We start from the raw sequence: 26,409 nt of genomic DNA, 5'->3' as shown, positions 1-26,409 counted from the left end.
CAACGGAGAGTCCAACCATGACCACCAGCGATCTGCTCGAACGGGTGCTTGCGTTCCGCGAGGCCCGCGACTGGAAGCAGTTTCACACGCTACGCAACCTGATCGTGTCGACCAGCATCGAAGCCGGCGAGTTGCTGGAGACGATCCAATGGAAGACCGATTCCGAAGTGGACGCGTTGTTGCTCGATCCGAAGCGCAAAAAGCATCTGGAGCATGAATGCGCGGACGTGTTCATTTACCTGATGCTGGTCGCTCACACGGCGGGCTTCGATCTGGTCGAAGCCGCCATGGAGAAAGTGGCGCTGAATGAAGAACGTTATCCGGTGGAGAAGTCCAAGGGGACGGCGACGAAGTATTCGGATCTCTGACTACGAGCCCCAAAGCCTTAACGGCCGCCCGCCGCCCCAGCCTGCTCACAGCGCAGCGGCAACGTCATGCCATCACGCACTCCCACCATTTTCAAAGGCGAATCCGCCAACACCGCATCGATCCCGAGACATGCGGCCGTCCGATAATCATCCGCGTCGTTCACCGCGATCGCGACGATTCGACCATCGGCCTTCTGCCGGAAACACGCGACGGTGGCCGGCGTCCACAAGGTAGCCTGCACGTCCGACCGCCCCTCTCCCAACGTAAACTTCTCCACCACGGTCAACGCGCGATGCAGTTCGAACGCGCTCATGGCATGGTCGGCCGGCGCGTCCACGCAGCCTTCATTCAACAGCACGCGCACCAGGCGCCCACGCGTTGCATCGCGCGATTCGAATAGTTTTGCCTGCGGATACGCCGCGAAAGTCTGTTGATAATCCGCTTCGGTCGAATAGATCGACACCCGCGACCACGCCTGCTCCTCATCGAGCACGCGTGCCACCGCTTGCGTCTGCGTGCCGGCAGGCAATGCCTTCATATCGAGGATCACCGGCATGGTTCGCGGCACGGCGTGCAATGCGTCACGCAGCGTCGGCACGCCGACAGGACGAGCGCGATACGGATACGCGTCGCCCTGACGGAAGCTCCAAGCGGCGTTCACACGCGCAAGTTCAGCCGCGGTGTAAGCCGACACCGGCCCCTTCGCGTCCGTCAGCGCCGACAGATCCGCCGGCCGATACAGAACCGGCACGCCGTCTTTGCTCAACTGCACCGACAGCCACATCACGTCGGCGCGATGCTCGACCGACAGCCGGATCGCCTCCAGCGTATTTTCCGGCGCGTCGCCGGTGCCGCCGCGATGCGCGATGATTTTTGGCAAAGTCGTAAAGGGCTTCGCGCTGCTCCCAGCAGTACCCGGCGCAAACGCACATCCCGCCAACATGAGACCCAGGATCGAACCACCCACCACCCGCCGCACCCAATCAAGCATCTGGAATCCTGATTAAAAGTCACATGACGCATGCGTGCCGCCCATCGCGCAACGCACGCTCCCATTTCGCCATCCATCATGCCAACGCATCGGCGGCCAGGTCCAGCGACCGTGACTCCGCGTTGACTTCACGCAAAGCGGCATTCAGACGCTCATGTTTCCGTTTCGTGACAGCCGATGTTAAATTGCCGCAGTCGGCGCCCGCCAAAAGCGCGCCACGCTGCCGGCCACCGACGCCGGACTGTCATCGAACACAACTAGAATCGCGCGATTCGCAATCGCGCCCTATCCGATCCGCAAGGATCTTGCATGGGACCAGAGTCAGCGCTAAAGCGCCAACGCTGGTCGACAGGAGACACATCGATGAGTTTCAAGCCGCTGTTCCGTACGCTTTCCGTAGCCGCCGTGTTGAGCGTCGGCGTCAGCCAGGCGGCCCAGGCCGCGACTGAAATCCAGTTCTGGCACGGCATGGAAGCCGCATTGGGCGAACGTCTGAACGATATCGCCAACGCATTCAACGCGTCGCAAAGCGACTACAAGATCGTGCCGGTGTACAAGGGCTCCTACGACCAGACGCTCGCCGCCGGCATCGCCGCGTATCGCGCCGGCAGTGCGCCCGCGATCCTGCAGGTCTACGAAGTCGGTACCGCCACGATGATGCAGGCCAAGAAGGCCGTGATCCCGGTCTCGGACGTGTTCAAGCAGGCCGGCGTGCCGCTCGACGTGAAGGCCTTCGTGCCGACCATCGCCAGCTATTACAGCGACGCGAAGACCGGCGAGCTGATCTCGATGCCGTTCAACAGCTCGACGCCAGTGTTGTACTACAACAAAGACGCCTTCAAGAAAGCGGGCCTCGATCCGAACCAGCCGCCGAAAACCTGGGCCGAACTGCAAACCGACGCGCAGAAGCTGAAAGCGTCGGGCATGGCGTGCGGTTACTCGTCGGGCTGGCAGAGCTGGATTCAACTCGAAAACTACAGCGCGTGGCATGGCGCGCCGTTCGCGACGAAGAACAACGGCTTCGACGGCGCGGATGCGCAGCTCGAATTCAACAAGCCGCTGCAGGTCGCGCACATCCAGTTCCTGCAGAACATGCAGAAGGAAGGCACCTTCACCTATGTCGGCCGCAAGGACGAACCGGTGTCGAAGTTCTATAGCGGCGACTGCGGGATCATCACGAATTCGTCGGGGTCGCTCGCCACCATCAAGAAGTACGCGAAGTTCAATTTCGGCACCGGCATGATGCCGTACGACGCGAGCGTGAAGGGCGCGCCGCAGAATGCGATCATCGGCGGAGCGAGCCTGTGGGTGTTGTCGGGCAAGGATCCGGCAACCTACAAGGGCGTGGCGAAGTTCCTCGCGTATCTGTCGTCGGCGCCGGTTGCCGCGAAGTGGCACCAGGATACCGGCTACCTGCCGGTGACCACCGCCGCGTATCAGTTGACGCAGAAGCAAGGCTTCTACGAGAAGAACCCGGGCAGCGACACCGCGATCAAGCAGATGCTCAACAAGCCGCCGCTGCCGTACACGAAGGGCCTGCGTCTGGGCAACATGCCGCAGATCCGCACCGTGATCGACGAAGAACTCGAACAGGTCTGGGCTGACAAGAAGACGCCGCAACAGGCGCTCGATTCGTCCGTGTCGCGTGGCGATGACCTGCTGCGCCGCTTCGAGAAAGCCGGCAACTAAGTGAGCAACGGGCTCGCGCTCGCCACATAGCACGCGCGAGTCGGGTTCCGGTGCGACCGCACCGGAACCCGCAGTCACCGCGGAACCTTGGGAAGATTCGATGGAAAAGCGCTCCAGCTTCGGCACCAGCCTGCTGCCCTATCTGCTCGTCGCGCCGCAACTCGCGATCACGCTGCTGTTCTTTTTGTGGCCGGCCGGCGAGGCGCTGTGGCAGTCCACGCAGAGTCAGGACGCGTTCGGCACCTCGAGCGAATTCGTCGGGCTCGCGAACTTCAAGCAACTGTTCGCCGATCCGCTTTACCTGTCGTCGTTCTATACGACGCTGATTTTTTGCGCGCTCGTCACCGTGTCGGGGCTCGTGATCTCGCTGCTGCTGGCGGTCTGCGCGGATCGCGTGGTGCGTGGCGCGAAAGTCTATCGAACGCTGCTGATCTGGCCGTATGCGGTCGCGCCCGCGATCGCCGCCGTGCTGTGGTCGTTCCTGTTCAATCCGAGCATCGGCCTCGTCACTTACGCGCTCGCTAAATACGGCATTGTCTGGAATCACGCGTTGAACGCAGGCCAGGCCATGTTTCTGGTCGTGCTGGCTTCCGTCTGGCAGCAGGTCAGTTATAACTTCCTGTTCTTCTACGCCGGCCTGCAGGCGATTCCGCGTTCGCTGATCGAAGCGGCGGCGATCGACGGCGCCGGTCCGGTGCGGCGCTTCTTCGGCATTGCGCTGCCGCTGCTGTCGCCGACCAGCTTCTTCCTGCTGGTGATCAACATCACCTACGCGTTCTTCGACACCTTCCCGGTGATCGATGCGGCCACCGGCGGCGGCCCCGCGCAAGCTACCCGCACGCTGATCTACAAGATCTTCGCCGAAGGCTTCCAGGGACTCGACATCGGCAGTTCCGGCGCGCAATCAGTGATTCTGATGGTGATCGTCGTCGCGCTGACGGTCGTGCAATTCCGCTTTATCGAACGCAAGGTTCAATACTCATGATCGAGAACCGCCGCGGTTTCGACCTCTTCTGCCATGCGGTGCTGCTCGTGGGCGTCGTGCTGGTGGTGTTTCCCGTGTACATCGCGTTCTGCGCGGCGACCATGAGCGAACACGAAGTGTTCAGCGTGCCGCTCTCGCTGATCCCGAGCACGCATCTGTTCGAGAACATCGCGACCGTCTGGTCGCACGGCAGCGGCAATGCGGCCGCACCGTTCGGCCGCATGCTGCTGAACAGCCTCGTCATGGCGCTGGTGATTGCGATCGGCAAGATTTCCGTGTCGATGATCTCCGCGTACGCGATCGTGTTCTTCCGCTTTCCGTTTCGCAATCTCGCGTTCTGGCTGATCTTCATCACGCTGATGCTGCCGGTCGAGGTGCGGATCTTCCCGACCGTGCAGGTCGTCACGTCGATGCATCTGGGCAACACGTATAGCGGCTTGACGCTGCCGCTGATCGCGTCGGCCACCGCGACGTTCCTGTTCCGCCAGTTTTTCATGACGCTGCCGGACGAGTTGATGGAAGCGGCGCGCATCGACGGCGCGGGCGCCATGCGCTTCTTCTGGGACGTGGTCCTGCCGCTGTCGAAGACGAACATGGCGGCGCTCTTCGTGATCACCTTCATTTACGGCTGGAATCAGTATCTGTGGCCGATCCTGATCTCCAGCCAGCAATCGCTGACGACGGCGGTGGTCGGCATCAAGAGCATGATCGCGTCCGGCGACACCGCGACCGAATGGCATCTCGTGATGACCGCGACGCTGCTCGCGATCCTGCCGCCGCTCGCGGTCGTGCTGACGATGCAACGCTGGTTCGTGCGCGGGCTCGTGGATACGGAGAAGTAATTCGCGCTGCTCCGAGCATCGAAACTGACAACACCGAACAACGCCGCGCGCGACGCGGCAAGCAACGAAAGGTTAAAACGGCATGGCTGCACTGACTCTGCAAGGCGTTAAAAAAACCTACGACGGCAAACAGTTCGTGCTGCACGGCATCGACGTGGACGTCGCCGACGGCGAATTCGTCGTGATGGTCGGCCCGTCCGGCTGCGGCAAATCCACCTTGCTGCGGATGGTCGCGGGACTGGAAGGCATCTCCGACGGCAGCATTTCGATCGCCGGCAAGGTGGTCAACAAACTGGAGCCGAAAGACCGCAACATCGCGATGGTGTTCCAGAACTACGCGCTGTACCCGCATATGAGCGTGGCCGAAAACATGGGCTACGCGCTGAAGATCGCGGGTGTCGAGCGGGCGCAGATCGCGAAGCGCGTGCAGGCCGCCGCGCAGATTCTCGAACTCGAACCCTTGCTGCAACGCAAGCCGCGCGAACTGTCGGGCGGCCAGCGTCAACGGGTGGCGATGGGCCGCGCGATCGTGCGCGAACCCGCGGTGTTTCTGTTCGACGAACCGCTGTCGAACCTCGACGCGCGTTTGCGCGTGCAGATGCGGCTCGAAATCCAGCGGCTGCATGCGCGCCTCGCCACGACAAGCCTGTACGTGACGCACGATCAGATCGAAGCGATGACGCTGGCGCAACGCGTGATCGTGATGAACAAGGGCCACGCCGAACAGATCGGCGCGCCGACCGAAGTCTACGAGCGGCCGGCCACGGTGTTCGTCGCGAGCTTTATCGGTTCGCCGGGGATGAATCTGCTCGACGGCCGGGTGTCGGACGACGGCTCAAGTTTCGAAGTGGCCGGCAATGGCTCGACGCTGCCGCTGACGGACGTGCCGTCGATCGGCCGCGAAGTCGCGGCGGGACGCGAATGGACGCTGGGCATCCGGCCGGAGCACATGACGCCGGGCGCCGCGAATGCCGCGCACGCCACGCTCACGGTCGATTCCTGCGAACTGCTCGGCGCGGACAATCTCGCGCACGGCCGCTGGGGCAAGCACGATGTCACGGTGCGCTTGCCGCATGCGCATCGGCCCGGGGCGGGCGAAGCGCTGCAAGTGGCGCTGCCCGCGCAGCATCTGCATTTCTTCGATCCGGCGACGGGACGGCGCGCGAACTGAGCAAACCTCGGTTTGCTGCAAGCACGGTCGTGCCCGAAGGCGCGAGCGTACGTTGCCGCGACGGCACCTACAGTTTCAGCCGGCATCGCAGCGGCACCTGTTCGCGGCACGGCGGCGTGGCCGACTGGCTCTAAGCGTCCGAAGCGACCCTGGCCGAACGGACAGCCCCTGCCGTCCCGCCCATCCGCCGAAGTACAATGCCACCTGAAGAACCCGCCCGTGCACGGGGCGTCGCGCGTTGACATCGCGTTCGATGCCGCGCCGGCCGGCGCCGGGCGCTCTGCCCGGCCACAACACCGATTACCCATCCACCCCACGACCGCCCGCCCCTCTGCGGCCGGCGTCGTCAACGTCAATTGCGAACAAATGGCCCAATACGTCTTCACCATGAACCGGGTCGGCAAGATCGTGCCGCCCAAGCGTCAAATCCTGAAGGACATCTCGCTGTCGTTTTTCCCCGGCGCGAAGATCGGCCTGCTCGGCCTGAACGGCTCGGGCAAGTCGACGCTGATCCGCATCATGGCCGGTGTGGATAAGGACATCGAGGGCGAAGCCACGCCCATGCCGAACCTGAACATCGGCTATCTGCCGCAGGAACCGCAACTGGACCCGAACAAGACGGTGCGTGAAGCCGTCGAGGAAGGCCTCGGCGACGTGTTCAACGCGCAGAAGAAGCTCGACGAAATCTACGCGGCCTACGCGGAAGAAGACGCCGACTTCGACGCGCTCGCCGCCGAACAGGCCAAGTACGAAGCGATCCTCGCCACGTCAGACGGCAACGCGGAACAGCAGATCGAAATCGCCGCCGACGCACTGCGGCTGCCGGCGTGGGACGCCAAAATCGAGCATCTGTCGGGCGGTGAAAAGCGCCGCGTCGCACTGTGCAAGCTGCTGCTCGAAAAGCCGGACATGCTGCTGCTCGATGAGCCGACCAACCACCTGGACGCGGAATCGGTCGACTGGCTCGAACAGTTCCTGACGCGCTTCCCGGGCACCGTGGTCGCCGTTACCCACGACCGCTACTTCCTGGATAACGCCGCCGAGTGGATTCTCGAACTCGACCGCGGTCACGGCATTCCGTGGAAGGGCAACTACAGCAGTTGGCTCGACCAGAAGGAAGAACGCCTGAAGCAGGAAGAGTCGTCGGAATCGGCGCGCCAGAAGGCGATCAAGAAGGAACTGGAGTGGGTCCGTCAGAACCCGAAGGGCCGTCAGGCCAAGTCGAAGGCGCGTATCGCCCGCTTCGAGGAACTGAACAGCCAGGACTACCAGAAGCGCAATGAAACCTCGGAAATCTTCATCCCGGTCGGCGATCGCCTCGGCAATGAAGTGATCGAGTTCAAGGGCGTCAGCAAGTCGTACGGCGACCGTCTGCTGCTCGATAACGTCAGCTTCAAGATTCCGGCGGGCGCGATTGTCGGCATCATCGGCCCGAACGGCGCCGGCAAGTCGACGTTGTTCCGCATGCTGACCGGCCGCGAACAGCCGGATTCGGGCGAGATCGTGCAAGGCCCGACCGTCAAGCTGGCGTACGTGGACCAGAGCCGCGACGCGCTGGACGGCTCGAAGACCGTGTTCGACGAAATCGCCGGCGGTGCGGACGTGCTGACGGTGGGCAAGTACGAAACGCCGTCGCGTGCTTATATCGGCCGCTTCAACTTTAAGGGCGGCGACCAGCAGAAGCTGGTCGGCAACCTGTCGGGCGGTGAGCGCGGTCGTCTGCATCTGGCCAAGACGCTGATCGCGGGCGGCAACGTGCTGCTGCTGGACGAGCCGTCGAACGACCTGGACGTCGAAACGCTGCGCGCGCTGGAAGACGCGTTGCTCGAGTTCGCGGGCTCGGTAATGGTGATCTCGCACGATCGCTGGTTCCTCGACCGGATCGCGACGCACATTCTCGCGTTCGAAGGCGATTCGCAAATCACGTTCTTCGACGGTAACTACCAGGAATACGAAGCGGACAAGCGCGCGCGTCTCGGCGAAGAAGCCGCTCGACCGAGGCGTCTGCGTTACAAGCCGATCGCACGATAAGGCGTTGGGTTGGCGGGCGGTTCGTTGAGCAGACGGTCCGCCTGGTTGATCCTCTTGTTTTGTCGAGCACGGGGCCGCAAGGCACACGCATTGCGTGCCACCAGCAGCGCGAGGCCAACGCGTTCAAAAGCCGGCCATAGCCACACCGCGCAGCGCGGTGACGAGGAGGCAATTAGCATGGCAATGTCGAAGGGCAAGCGCTGGATCGTTGCCGTGGGCGGCGTGCTGCTGGTGCTGATCGTCGTCGCGATCGGCGCGTTGCAATTCGCGCAGCGCGAAGTGAAGGCGCGAGTGGTCGCGGCGCTTGGCCCTTTAGGTAGCGCCGACAGTATCGACGTCGGCCTCACCTCGGTTCATCTGACCAACGTCGTCCTCAAGGCACCGCCCGGCTGGCCCGCCGGCGACCCGCTCCGAGCGGACGAAATCACGCTCACACCGGACATTCGCGATCTGATCGCGCGGCGCATGCATTTGCGCAGCGTGGTGGTGCGCGGTTTCGACATAGCCGTGCTGCGCGCGAAAGACGGCACGATCGGTCTGCTGCCGAATCTGCGGCAATCGATAAACCAGGCGGACGATCAGGCCAGCGGTGCGGCCGCGCCCGCGACACCGCGCGAAAAGCTGATCGATCACATCAGCTTCGAACAGGGCAACTTCCACTTCTACGACATGACGGTCGGGCCGCCGGCCTTCAAAGTGACGGTCAGCAACGCCAACGCAACCGTCGACCATTTGCATCTGCCCGCGCTCAGCGAGCCGACCAACGTGAACCTCACCGGCTCGATCAAAGGGCCGGCGCATACCGGCACCGTGTCGTTTAACGGCTGGATCAAGATCGCCAGCAAGGATTCGCAGACCACCAGCGCGCTACGCGGTGTCGATGTCACGATGCTCGATCCCTATCTGCTGAAAAAAGCAGGTGCTAAAGCACAAGTCACGGGCGGTACGGTCGATCTGACGGTGGAGTCGACGGTGCGCAACTATCAGTTGCATGCGCCCGGCACGGTGACGGTCCACAACCTGCAACTCGCCGACAACGGCGACCCGCTCGACACCTTCATGTCGATTCCAACCAAGGTCGCCATTGCCGCGCTCAAAGCGCACAACGGCGACATCACGCTGCATTTCGTATTGGACGGAAATTTGCGCGATCCGAAGTTCTCGGTGCGGGAAGGCATCGTCAAGCGGATCGGCGCGGACTTTGCGAAGACGCTGGGGGTGAGCGTCGAGGGCGTGGCGAAAGGTGCCGGGGAAACCGTGAAAGGTTTGGGGAATGCGCTGAAGAGTCTGCTGGGGCAGTAGCAGCTAGCGATGTAGAGCGGAGGCGAGACGGCTTGCCTGGACTTGCCCGAGCTTTGCTTGGGCCTATCTGGCCTCATCTGGAAACCGGCACGCCTGCTCCGCTCTAAAAGAAACCACGCTTAAACCGGCAAACCCAGTTCGCGCAATTTCGCTTCCGTCTGCTCGGCGCTGGTGTGATGCACACCATGCCAGCCGAGCGCCGTCGCGGCGTCGGCGTTCTTCTGATTGTCGTCGATGAAAACCAGCTCACCGGGCTCGATGCCCGGCATCTGCACATGAATCCGCTCGAGCATGGCCGCAAAGATCGCCGGATCCGGCTTCGCCAGCCCCACCCGCCCCGACACGACGACGTCGCGAAACCGCCGCAGCACCGGGTAATGCTCCCACGCATACGGAAACGTCTCAGCCGACCAGTTGGTCAGCCCGAACAGCGGCACCTCGGCGGCTTCGAGCTTTTCCATTAGCGCCACGCCCTGTTCCAGCACGCCGGCCACCATCTCATGCCAGCGCTCGTAGAACGCGCGGATCAGCGCTTCGTGGTCGGGAAACTTCGCGATCAGTTCGTCCGTGGCCTCGGCGATCGGCTGGCCGCCGTCCTGCCGGATCACCCATTCCATCGAACAGACATGCGTCAGAAACCAGCGGCGCTCGGTTTCGTCAGGAATCAGCTTGCGATACAGATACTCGGGGCTCCAGTCGATCAACACGCCGCCGAAATCGAACACCACCGCCTTGATCGCCATGCACTCTTTCTCCGTACGAACGCCGATCTGCTGCGGCGCTTAGATGGGTTGCGTGCGCAGATCGAGCCACGCCAGGGCGTCGCCGGAAACATGCGGCGACAGGCGCGTGCGCACCGTCTCGTGATACGCGTTGAGCCACGCGCGTTCGTCGTCGCGCAGCAGCGACAGGTCGAGGCAGCGCGTGTCGATCGGGCACAGCGTCAAGGTCTCGAACTTGAGGAAATCGCCGAACTCGGTTTTTTCCGCCGGCACGTTCAGCACGAGGTTTTCGATCCGCACACCCCACTTGCCCGGCCGGTAAATGCCCGGCTCGACCGAGGTGATCATGCCCTCTTCCATGGCGGTCCACGGTTCGGCCGGCGCGTAGTGCGAAATCACTTGCGGGCCTTCGTGCACATTCAGGAAGTAGCCCACGCCGTGGCCGGTGCCGTGACCGTAATCGGCGCCGGCTTCCCAGATCGGCGCACGGGCGATCGCGTCGAGCATCGGCGAACGGATGCCGCGCGGAAATTGCGCGCGCGACAACGCCATCGTGCCTTTCAGCACGATCGTGAAATCGCGCCGTTGCGCCTCGCTGAGCGTGCCGATCGGCACGACGCGGGTGATGTCTGTCGTGCCGCTCAGATACTGCGCGCCCGAATCGATCAGCAGCAAACCGTTGCCTTCGATCACCGCATGCGAAGACTCGGTCGCGCGATAGTGCGGCATCGCGCCGTTCCCGTTGAAGCCCGCGATCGTCGCAAAGCTCAGCGACACGAACCCCGGACGACGCTCACGCGCCGCCGTCAGACGTTCGTCGATGGTCATTTCGGTGAGGGATTCGCCGCTGTCCAGCGCGCTTTCCAGCCACGCGAAAAATTCGGCGAGCGCCGCGCCGTCCTGCTCCATGGTCTCGCGCACATGCTCGGCTTCAGCTTCCGTCTTGCGTGACTTGAAGAACGTGGACGGATTGACCGCCTCGACCACCTTGACCGAGGACGGCACCGATTGCAGCGAACCGTAGGTAATCCGGCGCGGGTCGATCAGCAGCGCGCTGGCGGCTGGCAGCGCTGCCAGCGCCTCGGCCGCCTTCGCATAGGGCTCGACGCTGATGCCGTCGCGCGCCAACGCGTCGGCCAGCGCTTGCGGCACCTTGCCGTCCGACACGAACAGCGACGCGCGGTCCACACCGATCAGCGCATGCGCGACGAACACCGGGTTGTAGCTGACGTCGGCGCCACGCAGATTCAGCAGCCATGCGAGGTCGTCGAGCGTGGAAATGAAGTGCCACTGCGCGCCCTTCTCCGCCATCGCACGACGAATCTGCGCAAGCTTGTCAGCACGCGCGACGCCGGCATGCGGCGCGGCATGTTCAAACACGGCGGCGGCCGGCAGCGACGGACGCTGCGGCCAGATCGTGTCGAACAGATCGACGTCGGTGCGCAGCTTCACGCCACGCGCGCCGAGCGCGAGCGTCAGCGAGCGCGCGGCCGCCACGCCGAGCACCGCGCCGTCCACGCCGACCGTACCGCCGCTCGCAACGTTCTGCGCGAGCCATTCGAAATGCGGCGCGGTCTGCTGGCCGCCGGTCATCTTCATCAACTGAACGGTCGTGCCGGCTAGTTGCGCATTGGCCTGTTCCCAATAGCGGCTATCGGTCCAGACACCGGCAAAATCCGCCGTGACGATCAGCGTGCCCGCCGAGCCGGTGAAACCCGATAGCCATTGCCGGCCTTGCCAGCGCCCCGGTAGATATTCGGAAAGATGCGGATCCGCGGACGGCACGAGATAAGCAGCAACGCCTTCGCGCGCCATTGCGTCACGCAAAGTGGCGAGCCGTTCGGGAATAGAGGATGTTTCGGGAAGTCGGGCGTTCATCAGAGTCACCTGCAAATATTCATCGACGGGAAAGCGAGCCGACCGTCACGGCAACGGCGATCAACGCAACGGCGGTGCAAACCGGCCATTCGAGCGTGTCGCCATCATGAAAGAGACCGGTCACATTGCCGGCCATGAGCGCGACTGCGGCGCCTACCACCCCAGCCAGTAGTGCCATCCACCAACGAGCGCGGCTCGAGCGGCGCAACGGATGCAGCCACCAGCCCGCCAGGCCGATCGCCAATCCCAGGACGACGACACCGGGCCACCCCATTAGCAGCCGACCCCGCGCGATTTCAGATTTGTCTCATGGGCGCAAGGGGCCAGGACAGCTAACATTTTTGTCTCATTAACTATAGAAGTTCAGCACGGCGCTTTCCGCATAGCGGTTGAGTTTAGGGGTCGGTGTGATGTTAGGCAAGCTGTAAGCCTTACGGATATGCCTGGTTCTCGGTCATTGCCACGCTGAAAGCGCGCTATGCGAATCGCCCTGATTGAGCCGGATCTACCGCACGCCAAACTGGTTGGCCGGCTAATTTTCGCCGGCGGCCACGTCTGCTATCACTTCACCGCGAGCGCCGCGTTCCTGCAGCGCGCCGCGGACGACTTTTTCGATCTACTTATCACCGAAAGCTGGGCCGGCGACCACTCCGCCGAAGACGTGATTCCGCGCGCCCGCACTGTCCTGCCGGGCCTGCCGGTGATCGTGCTGATGTCTGCGCCGCGCGAAAGCCAGATCGTCGCGGCGCTGCACGCCGGCGCCGACGACTGCCTCAGCAAACCGGTTCGCGGCCCCGAAATGCTTGCGCGGGTCGACGCCGTACTGCGTCGCGCCGGACTGCGGCGGCCGCTCAACCGGCGGCGCGACGTAATCGGCGGTTATGCGTTCGACACCGCCGCGCTAGCCGTCACATTTCGTAATCTAACAGTCACGCTGACGCCGAAAGAATTCCGCTTTGCGCTGCTGCTGTTCAACAATCTGTCTCGCCCGGTGTCGCGGGCGCATATTCTCGAAACCGTCTGGTCGCGCCGCCGCGACCTGAAGTCGCGGACGGTCGACACACATGCGTCGCGCGTACGCAGTAAATTGCAGTTGCGCCCGGAGCTCGGCTATTGTCTGACGCCGCTTTACGGATACGGCTACCAACTCGACGCGATCCCGCTGGAGACTGCCGTAGAGGCCGCCGTAAAAGTGGGTTGACACGCGTCCAATGTAAGAATCTTGGAAACGCTATAATATTGGGCTAAACCTTAGCTCCCCCAAATGCAGCTTCTAGCGATCGGAATCAATCACCACACTGCGCCTGTCGCCTTGCGCGAACGCGTGGCGTTTCCGCTCGAACAGATCAAGCCCGCACTGGACACCTTCAAGAGCGCCTGGCTCGGCCGTACGGCCCGTACAGCGCCGGAAGCGGCGATTCTGTCCACCTGTAATCGCACCGAGCTTTATTGCGTCACCGACGACCAGGCCGCGCGCGAAGCCGCGATCCAATGGCTGTCGAAATACCATAACCTGCCCATCGACGAACTCGCGCCGCACGTCTACGCGTTGCCGCAGTCGGAGGCCGTGCGCCACGCGTTCCGCGTCGCGTCGGGTCTCGATTCGATGGTGTTGGGCGAAACGCAAATCGTCGGACAAATGAAGGACGCGGTGCGCACCGCCTCCGAAGCCGGCGCACTCGGCACGTATCTGAACCAGTTGTTCCAGCGCACCTTCGCCGTCGCGAAAGAAGTGCGCAGCACCACCGAAATCGGCGCGCAGTCGGTTTCGATGGCCGCGGCCGCCGTGCGGCTCGCGCAACGCATTTTCGACAAGGTTTCGAACCAGCGCGTGCTGTTCATCGGCGCGGGCGAAATGATCGAGCTGTGCGCCACGCACTTCGCCGCGCAGCAGCCGCGTGAACTGGTGGTCGCGAACCGTACGGCCGAACGCGGTACGCGGCTCGCCGAGCGCTTTAACGGCCGCGCTATTCCGCTGTCGGAACTGCCCACTCGCATGCACGAATTCGACATCATCGTGTCGTGCACGGCGTCCACCTTGCCGATCATCGGTCTGGGCGCGGTTGAGCGGGCGGTGAAAGCGCGTCGTCACCGGCCGATTTTCATGGTCGATCTGGCGGTTCCGCGCGACATCGAACCCGAAGTCGGCAAGCTCGAAGACGTGTTTCTGTACACCGTCGACGACCTCGGCGCGATCGTCCGCGAAGGCAATGCCTCGCGTCAGGCCGCGGTCGCGCAAGCCGAAGCCATCATCGAAACGCGCGTGCAGAACTTCATGCAGTGGCTCGACGCGCGCAGCATCGTGCCGGTGATCCGCCATATGCACACGCAGGCCGACGTGCTGCGCCGTGCCGAAGTCGAACGTGCGCAGAAAATGCTCGCGCGCGGCGACGATCCGGCTGCGGTGCTCGAAGCGCTGTCGCAGGCGCTCACCAACAAGCTGATCCACGGGCCCACGCACGCGCTCAATCGCGCGAGCAGCGAAAACCGTGACACGCTCATCGAATTGATGAGCGGTTTCTACAAACACTCCGGTTCCACGGAGCGTTAGCGGCGCAGCCTCCGCCGCGCGGTCCGCGCCACCCACGGTGGCCCGCGACGTGCTTCTGACCAGGGCATCAGCCCATTTCCCTAGTCGCCGTCTTTTCCGGAGCCCGCTCCGAACCCCGTCCGATGAAAACGAGCATGCAACGCAAGCTCGACCAGCTCACTACCCGACTGGCCGAACTGAACGACCTGTTGAGCCGCGAGGACATCACCTCGAATCTCGATCAATACCGCAAGCTCACACGCGAGCACGCGGAGCTGGGCCCCTTGGTCGAGCATTACGCGCTGTGGCGGCAGGCCATGAACGACGCGGAGACCGCGCAGGAACTGCTGACGGACGCGTCGATGCGCGACTTCGCCGAAGAAGAAATCCGCGCGGCGCGCGAGCGGATGGAGAAGCTCGGCGCGGAGCTGCAAAAAATGCTGCTGCCGAAGGATCCGAACGACGACCGCAATATCTACGTCGAAATCCGTGCGGGCACCGGCGGCGACGAATCCGCGTTGTTCGCGGGCGATCTGCTGCGTATGTACCTGCGCTATGCCGAGCGCAACCGCTGGCAGGTCGAGATGATGTCGGCCAGCGAATCGGATCTGGGCGGCTATAAGGAAGTGATCGTGCGGATCGCCGGCGAAGCCGCGTATTCAAAGCTCAAGTTCGAGTCGGGCGGTCACCGCGTGCAGCGCGTGCCGGCCACCGAAACGCAAGGGCGCATCCACACGTCGGCGTGCACGGTCGCGGTCATGCCGGAAGCGGATGAAATCGGCGAAGTCGAAATCAACCCGGCCGATCTGCGGATCGACACGTTCCGGGCGTCGGGCGCGGGCGGGCAGCACATCAACAAGACCGATTCGGCCGTGCGTGTCACGCACTTGCCGACCGGCATCGTCGTCGAATGTCAGGACGACCGTTCGCAGCACAAGAACAAGGATCGCGCGCTGAAGGTGCTGGCCGCGCGCATCAAGGACAAGCAGTCGCAAGAACAGCACGCGAAGGAAGCCGCCACGCGCAAGAGCCTGATCGGCTCGGGCGACCGCTCGGAGCGGATTCGCACGTATAACTTCCCGCAAGGGCGCATGACCGATCACCGGATCAACCTGACGCTGTATCGCCTTGACGCGCTGATGGACGGCGATCTCGACGAGTTGATCGCAGCGCTCGTCAGCGAACATCAGGCCGAGTTGCTGGCGTCGCTAGGCGATTCGGACTAAAGCGCCGACGATGAATGCCACGCCCGTCACGCCCACCGCGTTGTTGCGCGCGTCGCCGCTGCCGCCGCTCGAAGCGCGGATTCTGCTCACGCACGTGCTCGGCTGGCGTCATACGCAGTTGATCACGCGGAGCGATGAAACGCTCGAGAGCGCTGCAGTCGAGCGTTATCGCGCATTGGAAGCGCGGCGGGTGGCCGGTGAGCCGATCGCGCAACTGGTCGGCGCGCGGGAATTTTTCGGCCTCGATTTCGAAGTCACGCCGGACGTGCTGATTCCGCGGCCTGAAACCGAATTGCTGGTCGAAACCGCCCTGGCGGCAATGGAAGGCCTGTCGCGGCCGCGCGTGCTCGATCTCGGCACCGGCACCGGCGCAATTGCGGTCGCGATCGCGTCGACGCGGCCGGACGCGCAAGTCCACGCGCTGGATCGCTCCGCCGAAGCGCTGGCGGTGGCAACGCGCAACGCCGCGCGTCTCCTGGACGCAAAACGCCCCGGCGGCGCCACGGTTTTAAGCCAAAGCGACTGGTACGCGGCGCTCGACGCCGCGCTGCGTTTTGACGTGATCGTCAGCAACCCGCCGTATATCGCGAGCGGCGATCCGCATCTGGCGGAAGGCGATCTGCGCTTCGAACCGCGCGGCGCACTCACCGACGAAGCCGACGGCCTCAGCGCGATCCGCGCGATCGTCGCCGGCGCGCCCGCGCGCCTCGCCGCCCACGGCGTCTTGTGGATCGAACACGGCTACGATCAGGCCGACGCCGTCCGCGCGCTGCTGACGGCGCAAGGGTTCGCACAAGTGCGCTCGGAGCGCGATCTGGCGGGCATCGAACGAATCAGCGGCGGGCGGTTGCCCGGCTGAATCAGACGTCAAACCCGCCCTCGGACCACGATTCACACAGAAGTCATCCCAAGGTCGAAGCGGTGCTCGGCCGGCTATACCGAAATCCGCTATCATTTCAGCCTATTCCCTACACATCACGGAACCGCAAGGTCAGTCATGGATACGCAACAACGCATCAAGCAAATCGTCGACGAAAACGGCGTCGTCCTCTTCATGAAGGGCACCGCCCAGTTCCCGATGTGCGGTTTTTCCGGCCGCGCCATCCAGATTCTGAAGGCGTGCGGCGTCGCGGAAATCAAAACCGTCAACGTGCTCGAAGACGACGAAGTCCGCCAGGGCATCAAGCAGTTCTCGAACTGGCCGACCATTCCGCAGCTCTACGTGAAGGGCGAATTCGTCGGCGGCTCGGACATCATGATGGAAATGTACGAATCGGGCGAACTGCAGCAACTGTTCGCCGCGGCCTGAACGGCCCCGGTTCGACTGTTCGTTCACGAACTTCACGAGTTCATCTAAGGCGCCGCGAGCCATGGAAACACGCGCTGCGGCGCCCCGCCGGCTGATCGTTGCGATCACCGGCGCAACCGGCGCCATCTACGGTATCCGGTTGCTCGAGACGTTGCGCCGGCTGGGCGGCGTCGAGAGCCATCTGCTGATTTCGAGCGCGGGCTGGCTCAACATCCAGCACGAACTCCAGTTGAGCAAAGAAGACGTGCATCCGCTCGCGGATGTCGTCCATTCGGTGCGCGACGTCGGCGCAAGTATCGCGTCCGGCTCGTTCGCGACCGACGGCATGGTCGTCGCGCCTTGTTCGATGAAGACGCTCGCGAGCGTCGCGCACGGTTTCTCCGACAACCTGATCACCCGCGCCGCCGACGTCACCCTGAAGGAACGCCGCCGGCTCGTGCTGCTGGTGCGCGAAACGCCGTTCAATCTCGCGCACCTGCGCAACATGACCGCGGTCACGGAGATGGGCGGGGTGATCTTCCCGCCGCTGCCGGCGTTCTACAACCAGCCTGCGTCGATCGACGAAATGGTCGATCACACGGTAGCGCGCGTGCTGGATCTGTTCGCGCTGGGGCCGGCTATGTCGCCCGTGTGGCAGGGTTTGCGGGACGCGCAGGACTGACGTCAAGCGCCCCTCATTAACAACACCAGCGACACAATCAATTCCGTTTTCACCCGTTTATCAAACCGCGGTGCGGACCTATATTGATAGCAACCCAACCTTTTCGCCCGCCCTCCCGGCTGCGTTGCTGACATGAACCGCTTGCCTTCGCTTTTCCTTTCCCACGGCGCGCCTACGCTTCCGATCGACCCTTCCCTACCGTCCGCCGAATTCGGTGTGCTGAGCGCGCAGTTGCCGCGTCCGCAAGCCGTGCTGATGCTGTCGGCTCACTGGGGCACGGCACAGCCGGTGGCGAGCACGTCTGCCGCGCCGGAAACCATCCACGATTTCTACGGCTTTCCGCGTCAGTTGTACGAAATCCAGTACCCGGCGCCGGGCGCGCCCGAGGTGGCGCGGCGCGCGGCTGTGCTGCTCGGCGAACATGGCGTGCTTGCCGACACCCAGCCGCACGGGCTCGATCACGGCGCCTGGGTGCCGATGCTGCTGATGTTCCCCGACGCCGACGTGCCCGTCGCACAGTTGTCGATCCAGCCGCATCAGGACGCTGCGCACCATTTCCGCGTCGGCCGCGCGCTGCGCTCGCTGAAGGACGATGGCGTGATGGTGATCGGCTCCGGCCAGATCACGCACAACCTGCGTGCGGCGGATTTCTCCGCGCGTCCGGAAGATGCCGATCCGCGCGTCGCCGAATTCACCGACTGGTTCGAAGACAGACTGGCCGCGCACGACATCGACGCGCTGCTCGACTATCGCCGCCAGGCGCCGCACGCGGTGCTGATGCATCCGACCGACGAGCATCTGCTGCCCGTGTTCGCGGCGCTGGGCGCGGCCGACGACGACTATTCGCTGGCGATTCAATCGCTCGGGACCTACCAGCGTTCGCTTGCAATGACGAATTACGTGTTCGGCAACGCCTGATCGGGCAACGGGCGCGACAGCGGCGCAACGTAGCCAAACGCCCAACCGTCGCGCCAAATCATTACGCCAAATGAAAAGCCCGCCTGAGTCACCTCAGGCGGGCTTTGTTTCGTACCGGACCTAACCAAACCTAACCAACCACCGTCCGGCAAACATCCTTCAGGCCAGCCGCCGCAACTTAATGCGCGCCCATGCCTTCGAGCACTTCGTCATGCTCGTCGCGCTCGTCCAGATATTCCGAACGGTAGCCGCTGTTCACGCCCCAGTAGTAGAACACCAGCGAGAACGCGATGACGACCAGCATGTCCCAGCCGTACGGCAAGACGCCGCGACCGCCGAACTCCTTGCTGCCGATCAGCGACAGGATCGCCATCACCGGCAGGTAGGCCACCAGCCACCAGGCCGCCTTCAGGTCACGGCCCCAGCCGCCGAAGCCCGACTTCGCCTGGAAGTAGAAGTACACCGGCAGCGCCACGACCATCAGCAGAATGATTTCGCCGGTCAGCGGCCACTTGGCCCAGTAGAGGATCAGCGACGCGCAAACGAACGCGAACGGCGCGATCACCTTCATGCCCGGGATATGCAGCGGACGCTCCAGATCCGTCGCCGCCCGGCGCAGCGCCATCAGGCTGATCGGGCCGGTCAGGTACGAGATCACGGTCGCGACCGAAATCACCGCCGCGAGCGAGCTCCAGCCGCGGAAGAAGAACATGAAGATGAACGAGACCAGCAGGTTGAACCACATTGCCTGACGCGGCACGCCGTAGAACGGATGCACGTTGCCGAACATCTTCGGCATCGTGTTATTGCGTTCCATTGCGTAGATCATGCGGCTGGTGGTCGCCATGTAGGTCGTGCCGGTGCCGCTCGGGCTGACGAACGCGTCGACGTACAGCAGGATTGCCAGCCAGTTCAGGTTCAGCGCGATCGCCAGTTCCGCGAACGGCGAAGCGAAGTTGAAGTGGCTCCAGCCCTTCATCACGTCGGCCGGGTTCACCGCGCCGATGTAAGCGATCTGCAGCAGCACGTAGATCACCAGCGCCAGCAGGATCGAACCGATCACCGCGAACGGCACGCTCTTGGCAGGATTGCGCGCTTCACCCGCGAGGTTGATCGGGCTCTGGAAACCGTTGAACGCAAACACGATACCGCTCGTCGACACCGCGGTCAGCACCGCCGACCAGCCGTACGGCGCAAAGCTGCTCGCTTCACCGAAGTTTTCACGATGGAAGCCCGTGAACATCAAACCGAGAATCGTCGCACCGGGAATCAGGAACTTGAAGACCGTGATCGCCGAATTGGCGCGCGCGAAGAGTTTCACGCCCCAGTAGTTCAGCATGAAGTAAATGATCACGAGCGCCGCGGACAGGAATAACCCGTTGTGAGTTAATGACCCGTCCACGAATAGCGCATGCGCCCATGGATACGGCCAGGTACTCATATATTGAATGGAGGCTTCCGCCTCGATTGGAATCACCGAGACAATGGCGATCCAGTTGGCCCACGCGCTGATGAAACCGACCAGCGCGCCATGCGAGTAGCGCGCGTAACGCACCATGCCGCCGGACTCCGGGAACATTGCGCCGAGTTCGGCGTAAGTCAACGCAATCGCGAGAATCACGACCGCACCGATCACCCATGCACAAATGGCAGCCGGGCCGGCAATTTTTGCAGCCTTCCACGCGCCGAACAGCCAGCCCGATCCGATGATCGAACCCAAGCCGGTCAGCAGCAGCGCGACAGGGCCGATGTTCCGTTGTATAGAACTTTTCACGTCTTCTCCTGTGTCGGCCGGAGTGAGTGCTTGAGCACTGACTTCGGACCTATGCAAATTTGCATCCGAACCATACCGGCACCACGTGACGTCGCTTGCAGCGGGACGGGGTGATACGCATGTCGATGCGGCGACGGTCCATTCTAGTCAGGTGCAACCGACGCGCGGCGCGTAGTTTAACGGTTGCACCCTCGCGCTGCAGCCCAACTAAGGGTTCTCCCTGGCAAAAAAATCAGACGTACAGCAAGCTTTGTAAGCAACTTTTACGCCCGTTGCCCGAATGTGTGGAAAGTTGCCAGGAGAGTGTTGACCTTCTCTCAAAATGGCCGTATAAAGTCGGGGCAGGAATTCAAGCGGCGAGTGAATTGGTCTTTCGTAGTTCGCCCATCAACGGTACTCCGGTTGGTCCTATTACCCCTTCCTTGATTTTCATGCACTTTCTGGGCTTCGGCCTTATTTACCATCTTTAGGAACAAGTAATATGGAAACCGGTACCGTCAAGTGGTTCAATGACGCAAAGGGCTTTGGCTTCATCACGCCGGACGGCGGTGGCGAAGATCTGTTCGCGCATTTCTCGGAAATCCGCACGGAAGGCTTCAAGACGCTGCAAGAAAACCAAAAGGTTACGTTTGAAGTGAAGACGGGCCCGAAGGGCAAGCAAGCTGCCGACATCAAGCCGGCGTAAGCTTCACGCTTCCTTCTGGACGCAAAAAAACCCCGCCTCGGCGGGGTTTTTTTATATCTATCCCAACTACTCGCGGTGATTATCTTCGCGGTATGCGATTGATTAGTCGGTTTATCCGAAGAGACGTCGCGCGTGAATACCGAGACCTGTCGCGACACTGGCGAGACGATCGCCGAATACCGGCTTAGCGTCGGGAAATGCCGCCGCCAATGCGCCCGATAGAAACGCCAAGCCCGTCGAACCGCCGGTGAAGTAAATCGCGTCGACGTCGCGCGTCGCAATGCCGGCGGCCTGCACCGTGTCGCGCGCCGCCTGCACGATGCGCTGCGTTTCGTCCTGGCCGGCTTTGATCAGTTGTGCTTCGTCGAACGCGAGGCGCAGATCGTCTTCCACTTCGTCCAGATCGATTACGGTCTCGCCGCCCGCCGCCACGCCGATCTTGGCTTCTTCCGCGTGCGCCGCCAGCGCGTGGCCGAAGCGTTGTTCCACCACGCGCATCAAACGGTCGTGATGCTTGACCTCGGTGAAAAGGTGCCGCATCAGCGAGAGTTCGCTGACGCGCTTCGGTGCGTAGACGGTGTTGATCAGGTGCCAGGTCGCCAGGTCGAAATAGACCCGGTTCGGGATCTCGCGGCCTTCCGGATCGAGCGCCTGATAACCGAGCTCGCGCAGAATCGTCACCAGTTCGACGCGGCGGTCGAAGTCCGTCCCCGCGACGTGCACGCCGTGGTGCGCGAGCACGTCGTCTTTGCGCTCCACGCGGGTCATGCGCTGCGGACCGACGCGTACCAGCGAGAAGTCCGACGTACCGCCGCCAATGTCGGCCACCAGCACGAGCCCCTCTTCCGTCAGATGCGACTCGTAGTCGAACGCGGCCGCGATCGGCTCATACTGGAAGTGGATCTCGCGCAAACCGACCGAACGCGCGGCCGCTTCGAGCTGCTGCTGCGCCATCTGGTCGGCGCGCGGATCGTCGTCGACGAAAAATACCGGGCGGCCCAGCACGGCGCGGCTGATCGGAGCGCCGGTGGTCTTTTCGGCCGAGCGCTTCAGATGGTCGACGAAAATCGCGATCACATCCGTGTACTTGATCGCGGAGCCATCGCCGAGATCGGTCGAATTCTCGGCGAGCGGCGAGCCGAGAATGCTTTTCATGGAACGCATCAACCGGCCGTCGAAACCGTCGATGTAGGCGGCCAGCGCCGCCCGCCCGAACTCGCGGGTGTTTTCATCGGTGTTGAAAAACACCGAAGTGGGCAGCGTCGTATAGGCGCCCTCGACCGGCGCAAGCCTGAGCGCGCCGCCGTCAGGAACGGCAACGGCCGAGTTGGAAGTACCGAAGTCAATCGCGCAATAGTTCATGGCAGGAATCGCCGCTCACGGCTGGCGCGGACAGAAAGGGGAGCGGCTTTGTAACACGAAAGCCCAACCAGCATCAACTGACGCTTGAGGACCGCTCGCATTCACGCGTAAGGGCCGCCCGACGGAACGAATATTGCTGAATTCGACAGGATACGCCGCCAATTTTCGGACTTGAGGAGACTTCGAGCAATGAGCGCGCCGCCTACCGCTGCTGTCCACGAAAAACCCGCCGCCGTCGTCGAGACGGATTTGCCGTCGCGGCTCGACCGCTTGCCGTGGGGACGTTTTCATTCGCTGATCGTCGTCGCGCTAGGCGTGACGTGGCTGCTCGACGGATTGGAGGTAACGCTGGCAGGCGCGGTGGCGAGTGCGTTGAAGTCGAGTCCGTCGTTGCACTTTTCCAACGCTGACGTGGGGCTGGCCGGCAGCGCCTATATCGCCGGCGCGGTGCTCGGCGCGCTTGGCTTCGGCTGGCTGACCGACCGGCTCGGCCGTCGCAAGTTGTTTTTCATCACGTTGGCGCTGTATCTGGCGGCCACGGCCGCGACCGCGCTGTCGTGGAATCTGGCCAGTTTTCTGCTGTTTCGTTTTCTCACCGGCGCCGGGATTGGCGGCGAATATACGGCGATCAATTCGACGATCCAGGAATTCACGCCGGCCCGCGTGCGCGGCTGGACCGATCTCGGCATCAACGGCACGTTCTGGGTGGGCGCGGGGCTCGGCGCGGCCGGCTCGCTGGTGCTGCTCGATCCGCATCTGCTGCCGGCGGACTGGGGTTGGCGCGCGTGCTTCTTTATCGGCGCGGTGTTGGCGCTGGCCATTTTGCCGATGCGCATCTGGGTGCCCGAAAGTCCGCGCTGGCTGCTGACGCACGGCGACGAGCCCGACGCACGCTCGATCGTCGAAGGCATCGAAGCGCGCTTTCGCCACGAGGGGCATGAGCTCGCCGACCACGATCTGACGCGCCTGAAGCTGCGAGCGCGGGACCACACGCCACTGCGCGAGGTATTCCATACCCTCTTCAACGTCCACCGACGGCGGGCGCTGGTCGGCCTCTCCTTGATGACCGCGCAGGCGTTCTTCTACAACGCGATCTTCTTCACCTACGCGCTGGTGCTCACCGATTTCTATCAGGTGCCGGGCGACCACATCGGCTGGTATCTGCTGCCCTTCGCACTCGGCAACTTCCTCGGGCCGCTGCTCCTCGGCCGCCTGTTCGACGTGATCGGACGACGCAAGATGATCGCCGCGACTTACGGCCTGTCCGCGATCCTGCTGACGATCAGCGGCTATCTGTTCGAGCAGCATCTGCTAACCGTCGTCACGCAGACGATCGCGTGGATGGTGATTTTCTTCTTCGCGTCGGCGGCGGCGAGTTCGGCTTATCTAACGGTCAGCGAATCGTTTCCGCTTGAAATCCGGGCGCTGGCCATCGCCGTGTTTTACGCCTGCGGCACGGCGCTGGGCGGTATCGCGGGGCCGGCGTTCTTCGGCCGCCTGATCGATACGCATCAGCGTAGCGAAGTGTTCTCGGGCTATCTGGTGGGCTCGGCGCTGATGCTTGCGGCCGCGGTGATTGCTGCGATCTGGGGCGTGGACGCCGAGCGCAAGTCGCTCGAGAGCATTGCCGCGCCGCTATCGAGCGTGGTTGACGAGCAGGACGATTGGAACAACGCGGAATGAAAAACGCGCGGTCAGCGCCGCGCGTTCCTAACTGCCTTCTATCTTCTACGAAAGACGTGATCCCAAATCGTGCCGCCGCTCAGAACGCCTTCTTCCACGCGCCGCCATAGGCGATATCCGCCAACGGCAAGCGCTGACGCACCGACTTTTCGCGTTCGCGCAGCACCGGGTCGAGCTTGTCGACTTCACCGTAATGGCCGAGCGAAATGATCGCGATCACGTCGACGTCGTTCGGCAATTCGAATGCCGTACGGAACGCGCTCGGATCGAAACCGCTCATCTGATGCGCGGCGAGGCCGAGCGCATGCGCCTGCAACACCAGCGCCATGGCGGCCGCGCCCGCGTCGTACGGCGCGCAGCGATTCACTTCGCCCTTGTTGGTCAGCGTGTGCGTGGTCACCGCGATCAGCACCGGCGCCGGCGCATTCCAGCCCTGGTTGAACGGCACCAGCGTGGCGAAAGCCTTCTTGAACGAGACTTCGTCGACGCTGCGATCGAAGACGAGAAAACGCCACGGTTGTGCGTTATACGACGAAGGGGCCCAGCGAGCCGCCTCCAGCACGGCGTGCAGATGCTCGCGGCTCACCGGCTCGCTCGAATACGCGCGCGGGCTCCAGCGGCCTGCAATCAGCTCGTGGATGGCAACTTCGGTAGGGGCGGGTTTGTTGGCCATGCGCTTCTCTCGGTCGAAATTCATGATCGACGGGCAACTGCCCGGGGCCACATAGCATAACCGGGCTTCGACGCGCGTGCTCCAACCTGTACGCAGTTAGTTTTCACGCTGGCTGCAATGCAAAAACGGCCCCGTGGGGCCGTTGCGGTGAGCTGTGCCGACAAGCATTGCCAAGCGCGGTTCGCTGCCGGCTTGCCGCACTGCCCAGCCTCACGCCACCTGCGGTTCCGGCACCTTGGCCGGCCGGTTGATACGCAGCACGATCAGCGCGGCCACGAGACACAGCCCGCCCGAAATCATCGACGCCACCGTGTAAGTCCCGAGGCTCGCGCGCAGCATGCCCGCGCCGAGCGCCGCGAAGGCCGCGCCGAGCTGATGGCCGGCCACGACCCAGCCGAACACCACCGGCGCCGACTCCTTGCCGAAAATGTCCGTGGCGAGACGCACGGTCGGCGGCACGGTCGCGATCCAGTCGAGCCCGTAGAACACGGCGAACAGCGGCAGGCCGAAGAAGTCGATACCAAACGCGTGCGGCAGATAGATCAGCGACAAACCGCGTAGACCGTAATACCAGAACAGCAGCACCCGGCTATTGAAGCGGTCCGACAGCCAGCCCGACAACGTCGTGCCGAACAGATCGAAGATGCCCATCGCGGCGAGCAGCGACGCGCCCTGCACTTCCGTCATGCCGTAGTCGCCGCACATGGCGATCAGGTGTGTGCCGACATAGCCGTTGGTGCTCGCGCCGCAGATGAAAAAACTGAAGAACAGCAGCCAGAAGTCGCGCCGCTTGCTCGCCATGGCGAGCGTGCCGAACGCGATGGCGAGCGGATTCTGTTTGCTGCCGACGGCGGCGATCGGCGCGTCGTGCGCTTCGCCGTACGGGCGCAGCTTCATGTCGGCCGGACGTTCCGGCAGCAGAAACGCGACCAGCGGAATCACGATCGCCGCCGCGATCGCCACGACCCACACGACGTTACGCCAGCCGTGATGCTCGGCAATGGCCGCGAGCATCGGCAGAAACACCAGTTGGCCGGTCGCCGAACTGGCCGTGAGAATGCCCATCACCAGGCCGCGGCGCGTGGTGAACCAGCGCGTCACCACCGTCGCCGACAGCGACAACGCCGCGACGCCCGTCGAGCCGCCGACCATCACGCCCCAGATCAGCACCATCTGCCACGGATGCGTCATCAGCGACGACAGCGCCACGCCCGCCGCCATCGTGCCGAGCGCGGCCAGCAGCGTGGGACGCACGCCGAAACGCTGCATCGCGGCCGCCGCGAACGGGCCCATCAGCCCGTACAGCGCGATATTCACCGAGATCGCGAGCGAGATCGTCGCGCGGCTCCAGCCGAACTGATGCTCGAGCGGCAACATCATCACGCTCGGCGTGGCGCGCGTGCCGGCCGCCGCCAGCAGTACCAGAAACACCACTGCGACCGTCAACCAGCCGTAGTGGAAACGCCCGCCAATCAGTCTCGCTGCCCAGTTCATCGGTTCTCCAGTCGATGCCGGCACCGCAGGCCGCACCGCTCGCATTGTTACGACTTCGGTAAAGGACTTGTGACAGATCTGTCACAATGAGTGTTGCGATATTAGTTACTGACC

The 26,409-nt window shown here is 63.3% G+C and carries 24 protein-coding genes and 1 pseudogene; 17 read left to right on the top strand and 8 right to left on the bottom strand.

Annotated elements, in window-relative coordinates:
* The first annotated feature begins 17 nt into the window (after positions 1-17).
* Complete coding sequence (locus tag GGD40_RS14705; protein WP_179744077.1) at positions 18-368, top strand: nucleotide pyrophosphohydrolase; 351 nt, start codon at positions 18-20, stop codon at positions 366-368.
* A 17-nt stretch (positions 369-385) separates the two neighbouring features.
* Here the strand turns inward: GGD40_RS14705 and GGD40_RS14700 are convergent, their stop codons facing one another.
* The gene (locus GGD40_RS14700; protein ID WP_179744076.1) at positions 386-1,360 is read right to left on the bottom strand and encodes a glycerophosphodiester phosphodiesterase family protein; all 975 of its coding nucleotides are present in this window, start codon (positions 1,358-1,360) and stop codon (positions 386-388) included.
* Between the two features lie 363 nt (positions 1,361-1,723).
* Between GGD40_RS14700 and ugpB the strand changes: the two genes are divergently transcribed.
* From ugpB to GGD40_RS14665, 7 genes and pseudogenes are all read left to right on the top strand, one after another.
* Positions 1,724-3,049, top strand: coding sequence for a sn-glycerol-3-phosphate ABC transporter substrate-binding protein UgpB (gene ugpB, locus GGD40_RS14695; protein ID WP_179708132.1), 1,326 nt, complete (start codon positions 1,724-1,726; stop codon positions 3,047-3,049).
* Positions 3,050-3,149: 100 nt separating this feature from the next.
* Complete coding sequence (gene ugpA / locus GGD40_RS14690) at positions 3,150-4,034, top strand: sn-glycerol-3-phosphate ABC transporter permease UgpA (RefSeq protein WP_035555005.1); 885 nt, start codon at positions 3,150-3,152, stop codon at positions 4,032-4,034.
* Positions 4,031-4,876 (top strand): sn-glycerol-3-phosphate ABC transporter permease UgpE, encoded by an 846-nt coding sequence (gene ugpE, locus GGD40_RS14685; RefSeq protein WP_179708130.1) that lies wholly within the window; start codon positions 4,031-4,033, stop codon positions 4,874-4,876. Before ugpA ends, ugpE begins: the two co-directional genes overlap by 4 nt.
* An 82-nt stretch (positions 4,877-4,958) precedes the next feature.
* Positions 4,959-6,047, top strand: coding sequence for a sn-glycerol-3-phosphate import ATP-binding protein UgpC (locus tag GGD40_RS14680; protein WP_179708128.1), 1,089 nt, complete (start codon positions 4,959-4,961; stop codon positions 6,045-6,047).
* 26 nt (positions 6,048-6,073) lie between these two features.
* A pseudogene (locus GGD40_RS14675) lies at positions 6,074-6,181 on the top strand (DUF3761 domain-containing protein); the annotation flags it as partial.
* A 232-nt stretch (positions 6,182-6,413) separates the two neighbouring features.
* On the top strand, positions 6,414-8,078 hold the full coding sequence (gene ettA / locus GGD40_RS14670; RefSeq protein WP_035554993.1) for an energy-dependent translational throttle protein EttA: 1,665 nt from the start codon (positions 6,414-6,416) through the stop codon (positions 8,076-8,078).
* A gap of 177 nt (positions 8,079-8,255) precedes the next feature.
* A complete protein-coding gene (locus GGD40_RS14665; protein ID WP_179744075.1) occupies positions 8,256-9,380 on the top strand; it encodes a DUF748 domain-containing protein in 1,125 nt (374 codons plus the stop codon).
* Positions 9,381-9,499: 119 nt separating this feature from the next.
* Here the strand turns inward: GGD40_RS14665 and GGD40_RS14660 are convergent, their stop codons facing one another.
* The 3 genes from GGD40_RS14660 to GGD40_RS14650 are packed head-to-tail and all read right to left on the bottom strand — an operon-like array spanning position 9,500 to position 12,254.
* Positions 9,500-10,123, bottom strand: coding sequence for an HAD family hydrolase (locus GGD40_RS14660; protein WP_179744074.1), 624 nt, complete (start codon positions 10,121-10,123; stop codon positions 9,500-9,502).
* Positions 10,124-10,162: 39 nt separating this feature from the next.
* Entirely contained in the window at positions 10,163-11,980 is a 1,818-nt protein-coding gene (locus GGD40_RS14655) for an aminopeptidase P family protein (protein WP_179744073.1), read from the bottom strand.
* A 19-nt stretch (positions 11,981-11,999) separates the two neighbouring features.
* On the bottom strand, positions 12,000-12,254 hold the full coding sequence (locus GGD40_RS14650; protein WP_035554981.1) for a hypothetical protein: 255 nt from the start codon (positions 12,252-12,254) through the stop codon (positions 12,000-12,002).
* A gap of 204 nt (positions 12,255-12,458) precedes the next feature.
* Here GGD40_RS14650 and GGD40_RS14645 point away from each other — a divergent pair, with 204 nt between their 5' ends.
* From GGD40_RS14645 to GGD40_RS14615, 7 genes are all read left to right on the top strand, one after another.
* Positions 12,459-13,181, top strand: a complete 723-nt coding sequence (locus GGD40_RS14645; RefSeq protein ID WP_179744072.1) for a response regulator transcription factor — start codon at positions 12,459-12,461, stop codon at positions 13,179-13,181.
* Positions 13,182-13,244: 63 nt separating this feature from the next.
* Complete coding sequence (hemA, locus tag GGD40_RS14640; RefSeq protein ID WP_179744071.1) at positions 13,245-14,531, top strand: glutamyl-tRNA reductase; 1,287 nt, start codon at positions 13,245-13,247, stop codon at positions 14,529-14,531.
* Between the two features lie 122 nt (positions 14,532-14,653).
* Entirely contained in the window at positions 14,654-15,736 is a 1,083-nt protein-coding gene (gene prfA, locus GGD40_RS14635; protein WP_134961679.1) for a peptide chain release factor 1, read from the top strand.
* A 10-nt stretch (positions 15,737-15,746) separates the two neighbouring features.
* Positions 15,747-16,595 carry a peptide chain release factor N(5)-glutamine methyltransferase gene (gene prmC, locus GGD40_RS14630; RefSeq protein ID WP_179744070.1) on the top strand — a complete coding sequence of 283 codons (849 nt, stop codon included), beginning with the start codon at positions 15,747-15,749 and terminating at the stop codon, positions 16,593-16,595.
* 138 nt (positions 16,596-16,733) lie between these two features.
* A complete protein-coding gene (grxD, locus tag GGD40_RS14625; protein WP_035554969.1) occupies positions 16,734-17,045 on the top strand; it encodes a Grx4 family monothiol glutaredoxin in 312 nt (103 codons plus the stop codon).
* A 61-nt stretch (positions 17,046-17,106) separates the two neighbouring features.
* The gene (locus GGD40_RS14620) at positions 17,107-17,706 is read left to right on the top strand and encodes a UbiX family flavin prenyltransferase (RefSeq protein ID WP_134961676.1); all 600 of its coding nucleotides are present in this window, start codon (positions 17,107-17,109) and stop codon (positions 17,704-17,706) included.
* A gap of 132 nt (positions 17,707-17,838) precedes the next feature.
* Complete coding sequence (locus tag GGD40_RS14615) at positions 17,839-18,624, top strand: DODA-type extradiol aromatic ring-opening family dioxygenase (RefSeq protein WP_179744069.1); 786 nt, start codon at positions 17,839-17,841, stop codon at positions 18,622-18,624.
* A gap of 178 nt (positions 18,625-18,802) precedes the next feature.
* Here the strand turns inward: GGD40_RS14615 and GGD40_RS14610 are convergent, their stop codons facing one another.
* Positions 18,803-20,398 carry an APC family permease gene (locus GGD40_RS14610; RefSeq protein ID WP_179744068.1) on the bottom strand — a complete coding sequence of 532 codons (1,596 nt, stop codon included), beginning with the start codon at positions 20,396-20,398 and terminating at the stop codon, positions 18,803-18,805.
* A gap of 481 nt (positions 20,399-20,879) precedes the next feature.
* Between GGD40_RS14610 and GGD40_RS14605 the strand changes: the two genes are divergently transcribed.
* On the top strand, positions 20,880-21,083 hold the full coding sequence (locus tag GGD40_RS14605; RefSeq protein WP_035554962.1) for a cold-shock protein: 204 nt from the start codon (positions 20,880-20,882) through the stop codon (positions 21,081-21,083).
* Positions 21,084-21,194: 111 nt separating this feature from the next.
* On the opposite strand, the gene GGD40_RS14600 is transcribed toward GGD40_RS14605, so the two are convergent.
* Positions 21,195-22,445, bottom strand: a complete 1,251-nt coding sequence (locus tag GGD40_RS14600; protein WP_179708106.1) for an Hsp70 family protein — start codon at positions 22,443-22,445, stop codon at positions 21,195-21,197.
* A 189-nt stretch (positions 22,446-22,634) separates the two neighbouring features.
* Between GGD40_RS14600 and GGD40_RS14595 the strand changes: the two genes are divergently transcribed.
* Positions 22,635-24,128, top strand: a complete 1,494-nt coding sequence (locus tag GGD40_RS14595; RefSeq protein ID WP_179744067.1) for an MFS transporter — start codon at positions 22,635-22,637, stop codon at positions 24,126-24,128.
* Positions 24,129-24,207: 79 nt separating this feature from the next.
* Here GGD40_RS14595 and GGD40_RS14590 read toward each other — a convergent pair whose 3' ends face one another.
* Both GGD40_RS14590 and GGD40_RS14585 read right to left on the bottom strand, forming a co-directional pair.
* The gene (locus GGD40_RS14590; protein WP_179708103.1) at positions 24,208-24,801 is read right to left on the bottom strand and encodes a nitroreductase family protein; all 594 of its coding nucleotides are present in this window, start codon (positions 24,799-24,801) and stop codon (positions 24,208-24,210) included.
* 210 nt (positions 24,802-25,011) lie between these two features.
* Positions 25,012-26,295: an MFS transporter gene (locus GGD40_RS14585; RefSeq protein WP_179744066.1), complete on the bottom strand. Its 1,284-nt coding sequence runs from the start codon at positions 26,293-26,295 to the stop codon at positions 25,012-25,014.
* Positions 26,296-26,409 lie beyond the last annotated feature (114 nt).

The sequence above is a fragment of the Paraburkholderia bryophila genome (assembly GCF_013409255.1).
Taxonomy (GTDB): domain Bacteria; phylum Pseudomonadota; class Gammaproteobacteria; order Burkholderiales; family Burkholderiaceae; genus Paraburkholderia.
This window is presented reverse-complemented; position numbering and strand designations above follow the sequence as displayed.

Bases quoted from the DNA above. Each gene is read 5' to 3' on its own strand.
- GGD40_RS14705 (WP_179744077.1), top strand. From the start codon at position 18: ATGACCACCAGCGATCTGCTCGAACGGGTGCTTGCGTTCCGCGAGGCC.
- GGD40_RS14700 (WP_179744076.1), bottom strand. From the start codon at position 1,360: ATGCTTGATTGGGTGCGGCGGGTGGTGGGTGGTTCGATCCTGGGTCTC.
- ugpB (WP_179708132.1), top strand. From the start codon at position 1,724: ATGAGTTTCAAGCCGCTGTTCCGTACGCTTTCCGTAGCCGCCGTGTTG.
- ugpA (WP_035555005.1), top strand. From the start codon at position 3,150: ATGGAAAAGCGCTCCAGCTTCGGCACCAGCCTGCTGCCCTATCTGCTC.
- ugpE (WP_179708130.1), top strand. From the start codon at position 4,031: ATGATCGAGAACCGCCGCGGTTTCGACCTCTTCTGCCATGCGGTGCTG.
- GGD40_RS14680 (WP_179708128.1), top strand. From the start codon at position 4,959: ATGGCTGCACTGACTCTGCAAGGCGTTAAAAAAACCTACGACGGCAAA.
- ettA (WP_035554993.1), top strand. From the start codon at position 6,414: ATGGCCCAATACGTCTTCACCATGAACCGGGTCGGCAAGATCGTGCCG.
- GGD40_RS14665 (WP_179744075.1), top strand. From the start codon at position 8,256: ATGGCAATGTCGAAGGGCAAGCGCTGGATCGTTGCCGTGGGCGGCGTG.
- GGD40_RS14660 (WP_179744074.1), bottom strand. From the start codon at position 10,123: ATGGCGATCAAGGCGGTGGTGTTCGATTTCGGCGGCGTGTTGATCGAC.
- GGD40_RS14655 (WP_179744073.1), bottom strand. From the start codon at position 11,980: ATGAACGCCCGACTTCCCGAAACATCCTCTATTCCCGAACGGCTCGCC.
- GGD40_RS14650 (WP_035554981.1), bottom strand. From the start codon at position 12,254: ATGGGGTGGCCCGGTGTCGTCGTCCTGGGATTGGCGATCGGCCTGGCG.
- GGD40_RS14645 (WP_179744072.1), top strand. From the start codon at position 12,459: ATGCGAATCGCCCTGATTGAGCCGGATCTACCGCACGCCAAACTGGTT.
- hemA (WP_179744071.1), top strand. From the start codon at position 13,245: ATGCAGCTTCTAGCGATCGGAATCAATCACCACACTGCGCCTGTCGCC.
- prfA (WP_134961679.1), top strand. From the start codon at position 14,654: ATGAAAACGAGCATGCAACGCAAGCTCGACCAGCTCACTACCCGACTG.
- prmC (WP_179744070.1), top strand. From the start codon at position 15,747: ATGAATGCCACGCCCGTCACGCCCACCGCGTTGTTGCGCGCGTCGCCG.
- grxD (WP_035554969.1), top strand. From the start codon at position 16,734: ATGGATACGCAACAACGCATCAAGCAAATCGTCGACGAAAACGGCGTC.
- GGD40_RS14620 (WP_134961676.1), top strand. From the start codon at position 17,107: ATGGAAACACGCGCTGCGGCGCCCCGCCGGCTGATCGTTGCGATCACC.
- GGD40_RS14615 (WP_179744069.1), top strand. From the start codon at position 17,839: ATGAACCGCTTGCCTTCGCTTTTCCTTTCCCACGGCGCGCCTACGCTT.
- GGD40_RS14605 (WP_035554962.1), top strand. From the start codon at position 20,880: ATGGAAACCGGTACCGTCAAGTGGTTCAATGACGCAAAGGGCTTTGGC.
- GGD40_RS14600 (WP_179708106.1), bottom strand. From the start codon at position 22,445: ATGAACTATTGCGCGATTGACTTCGGTACTTCCAACTCGGCCGTTGCC.
- GGD40_RS14595 (WP_179744067.1), top strand. From the start codon at position 22,635: ATGAGCGCGCCGCCTACCGCTGCTGTCCACGAAAAACCCGCCGCCGTC.
- GGD40_RS14590 (WP_179708103.1), bottom strand. From the start codon at position 24,801: ATGGCCAACAAACCCGCCCCTACCGAAGTTGCCATCCACGAGCTGATT.
- GGD40_RS14585 (WP_179744066.1), bottom strand. From the start codon at position 26,295: ATGAACTGGGCAGCGAGACTGATTGGCGGGCGTTTCCACTACGGCTGG.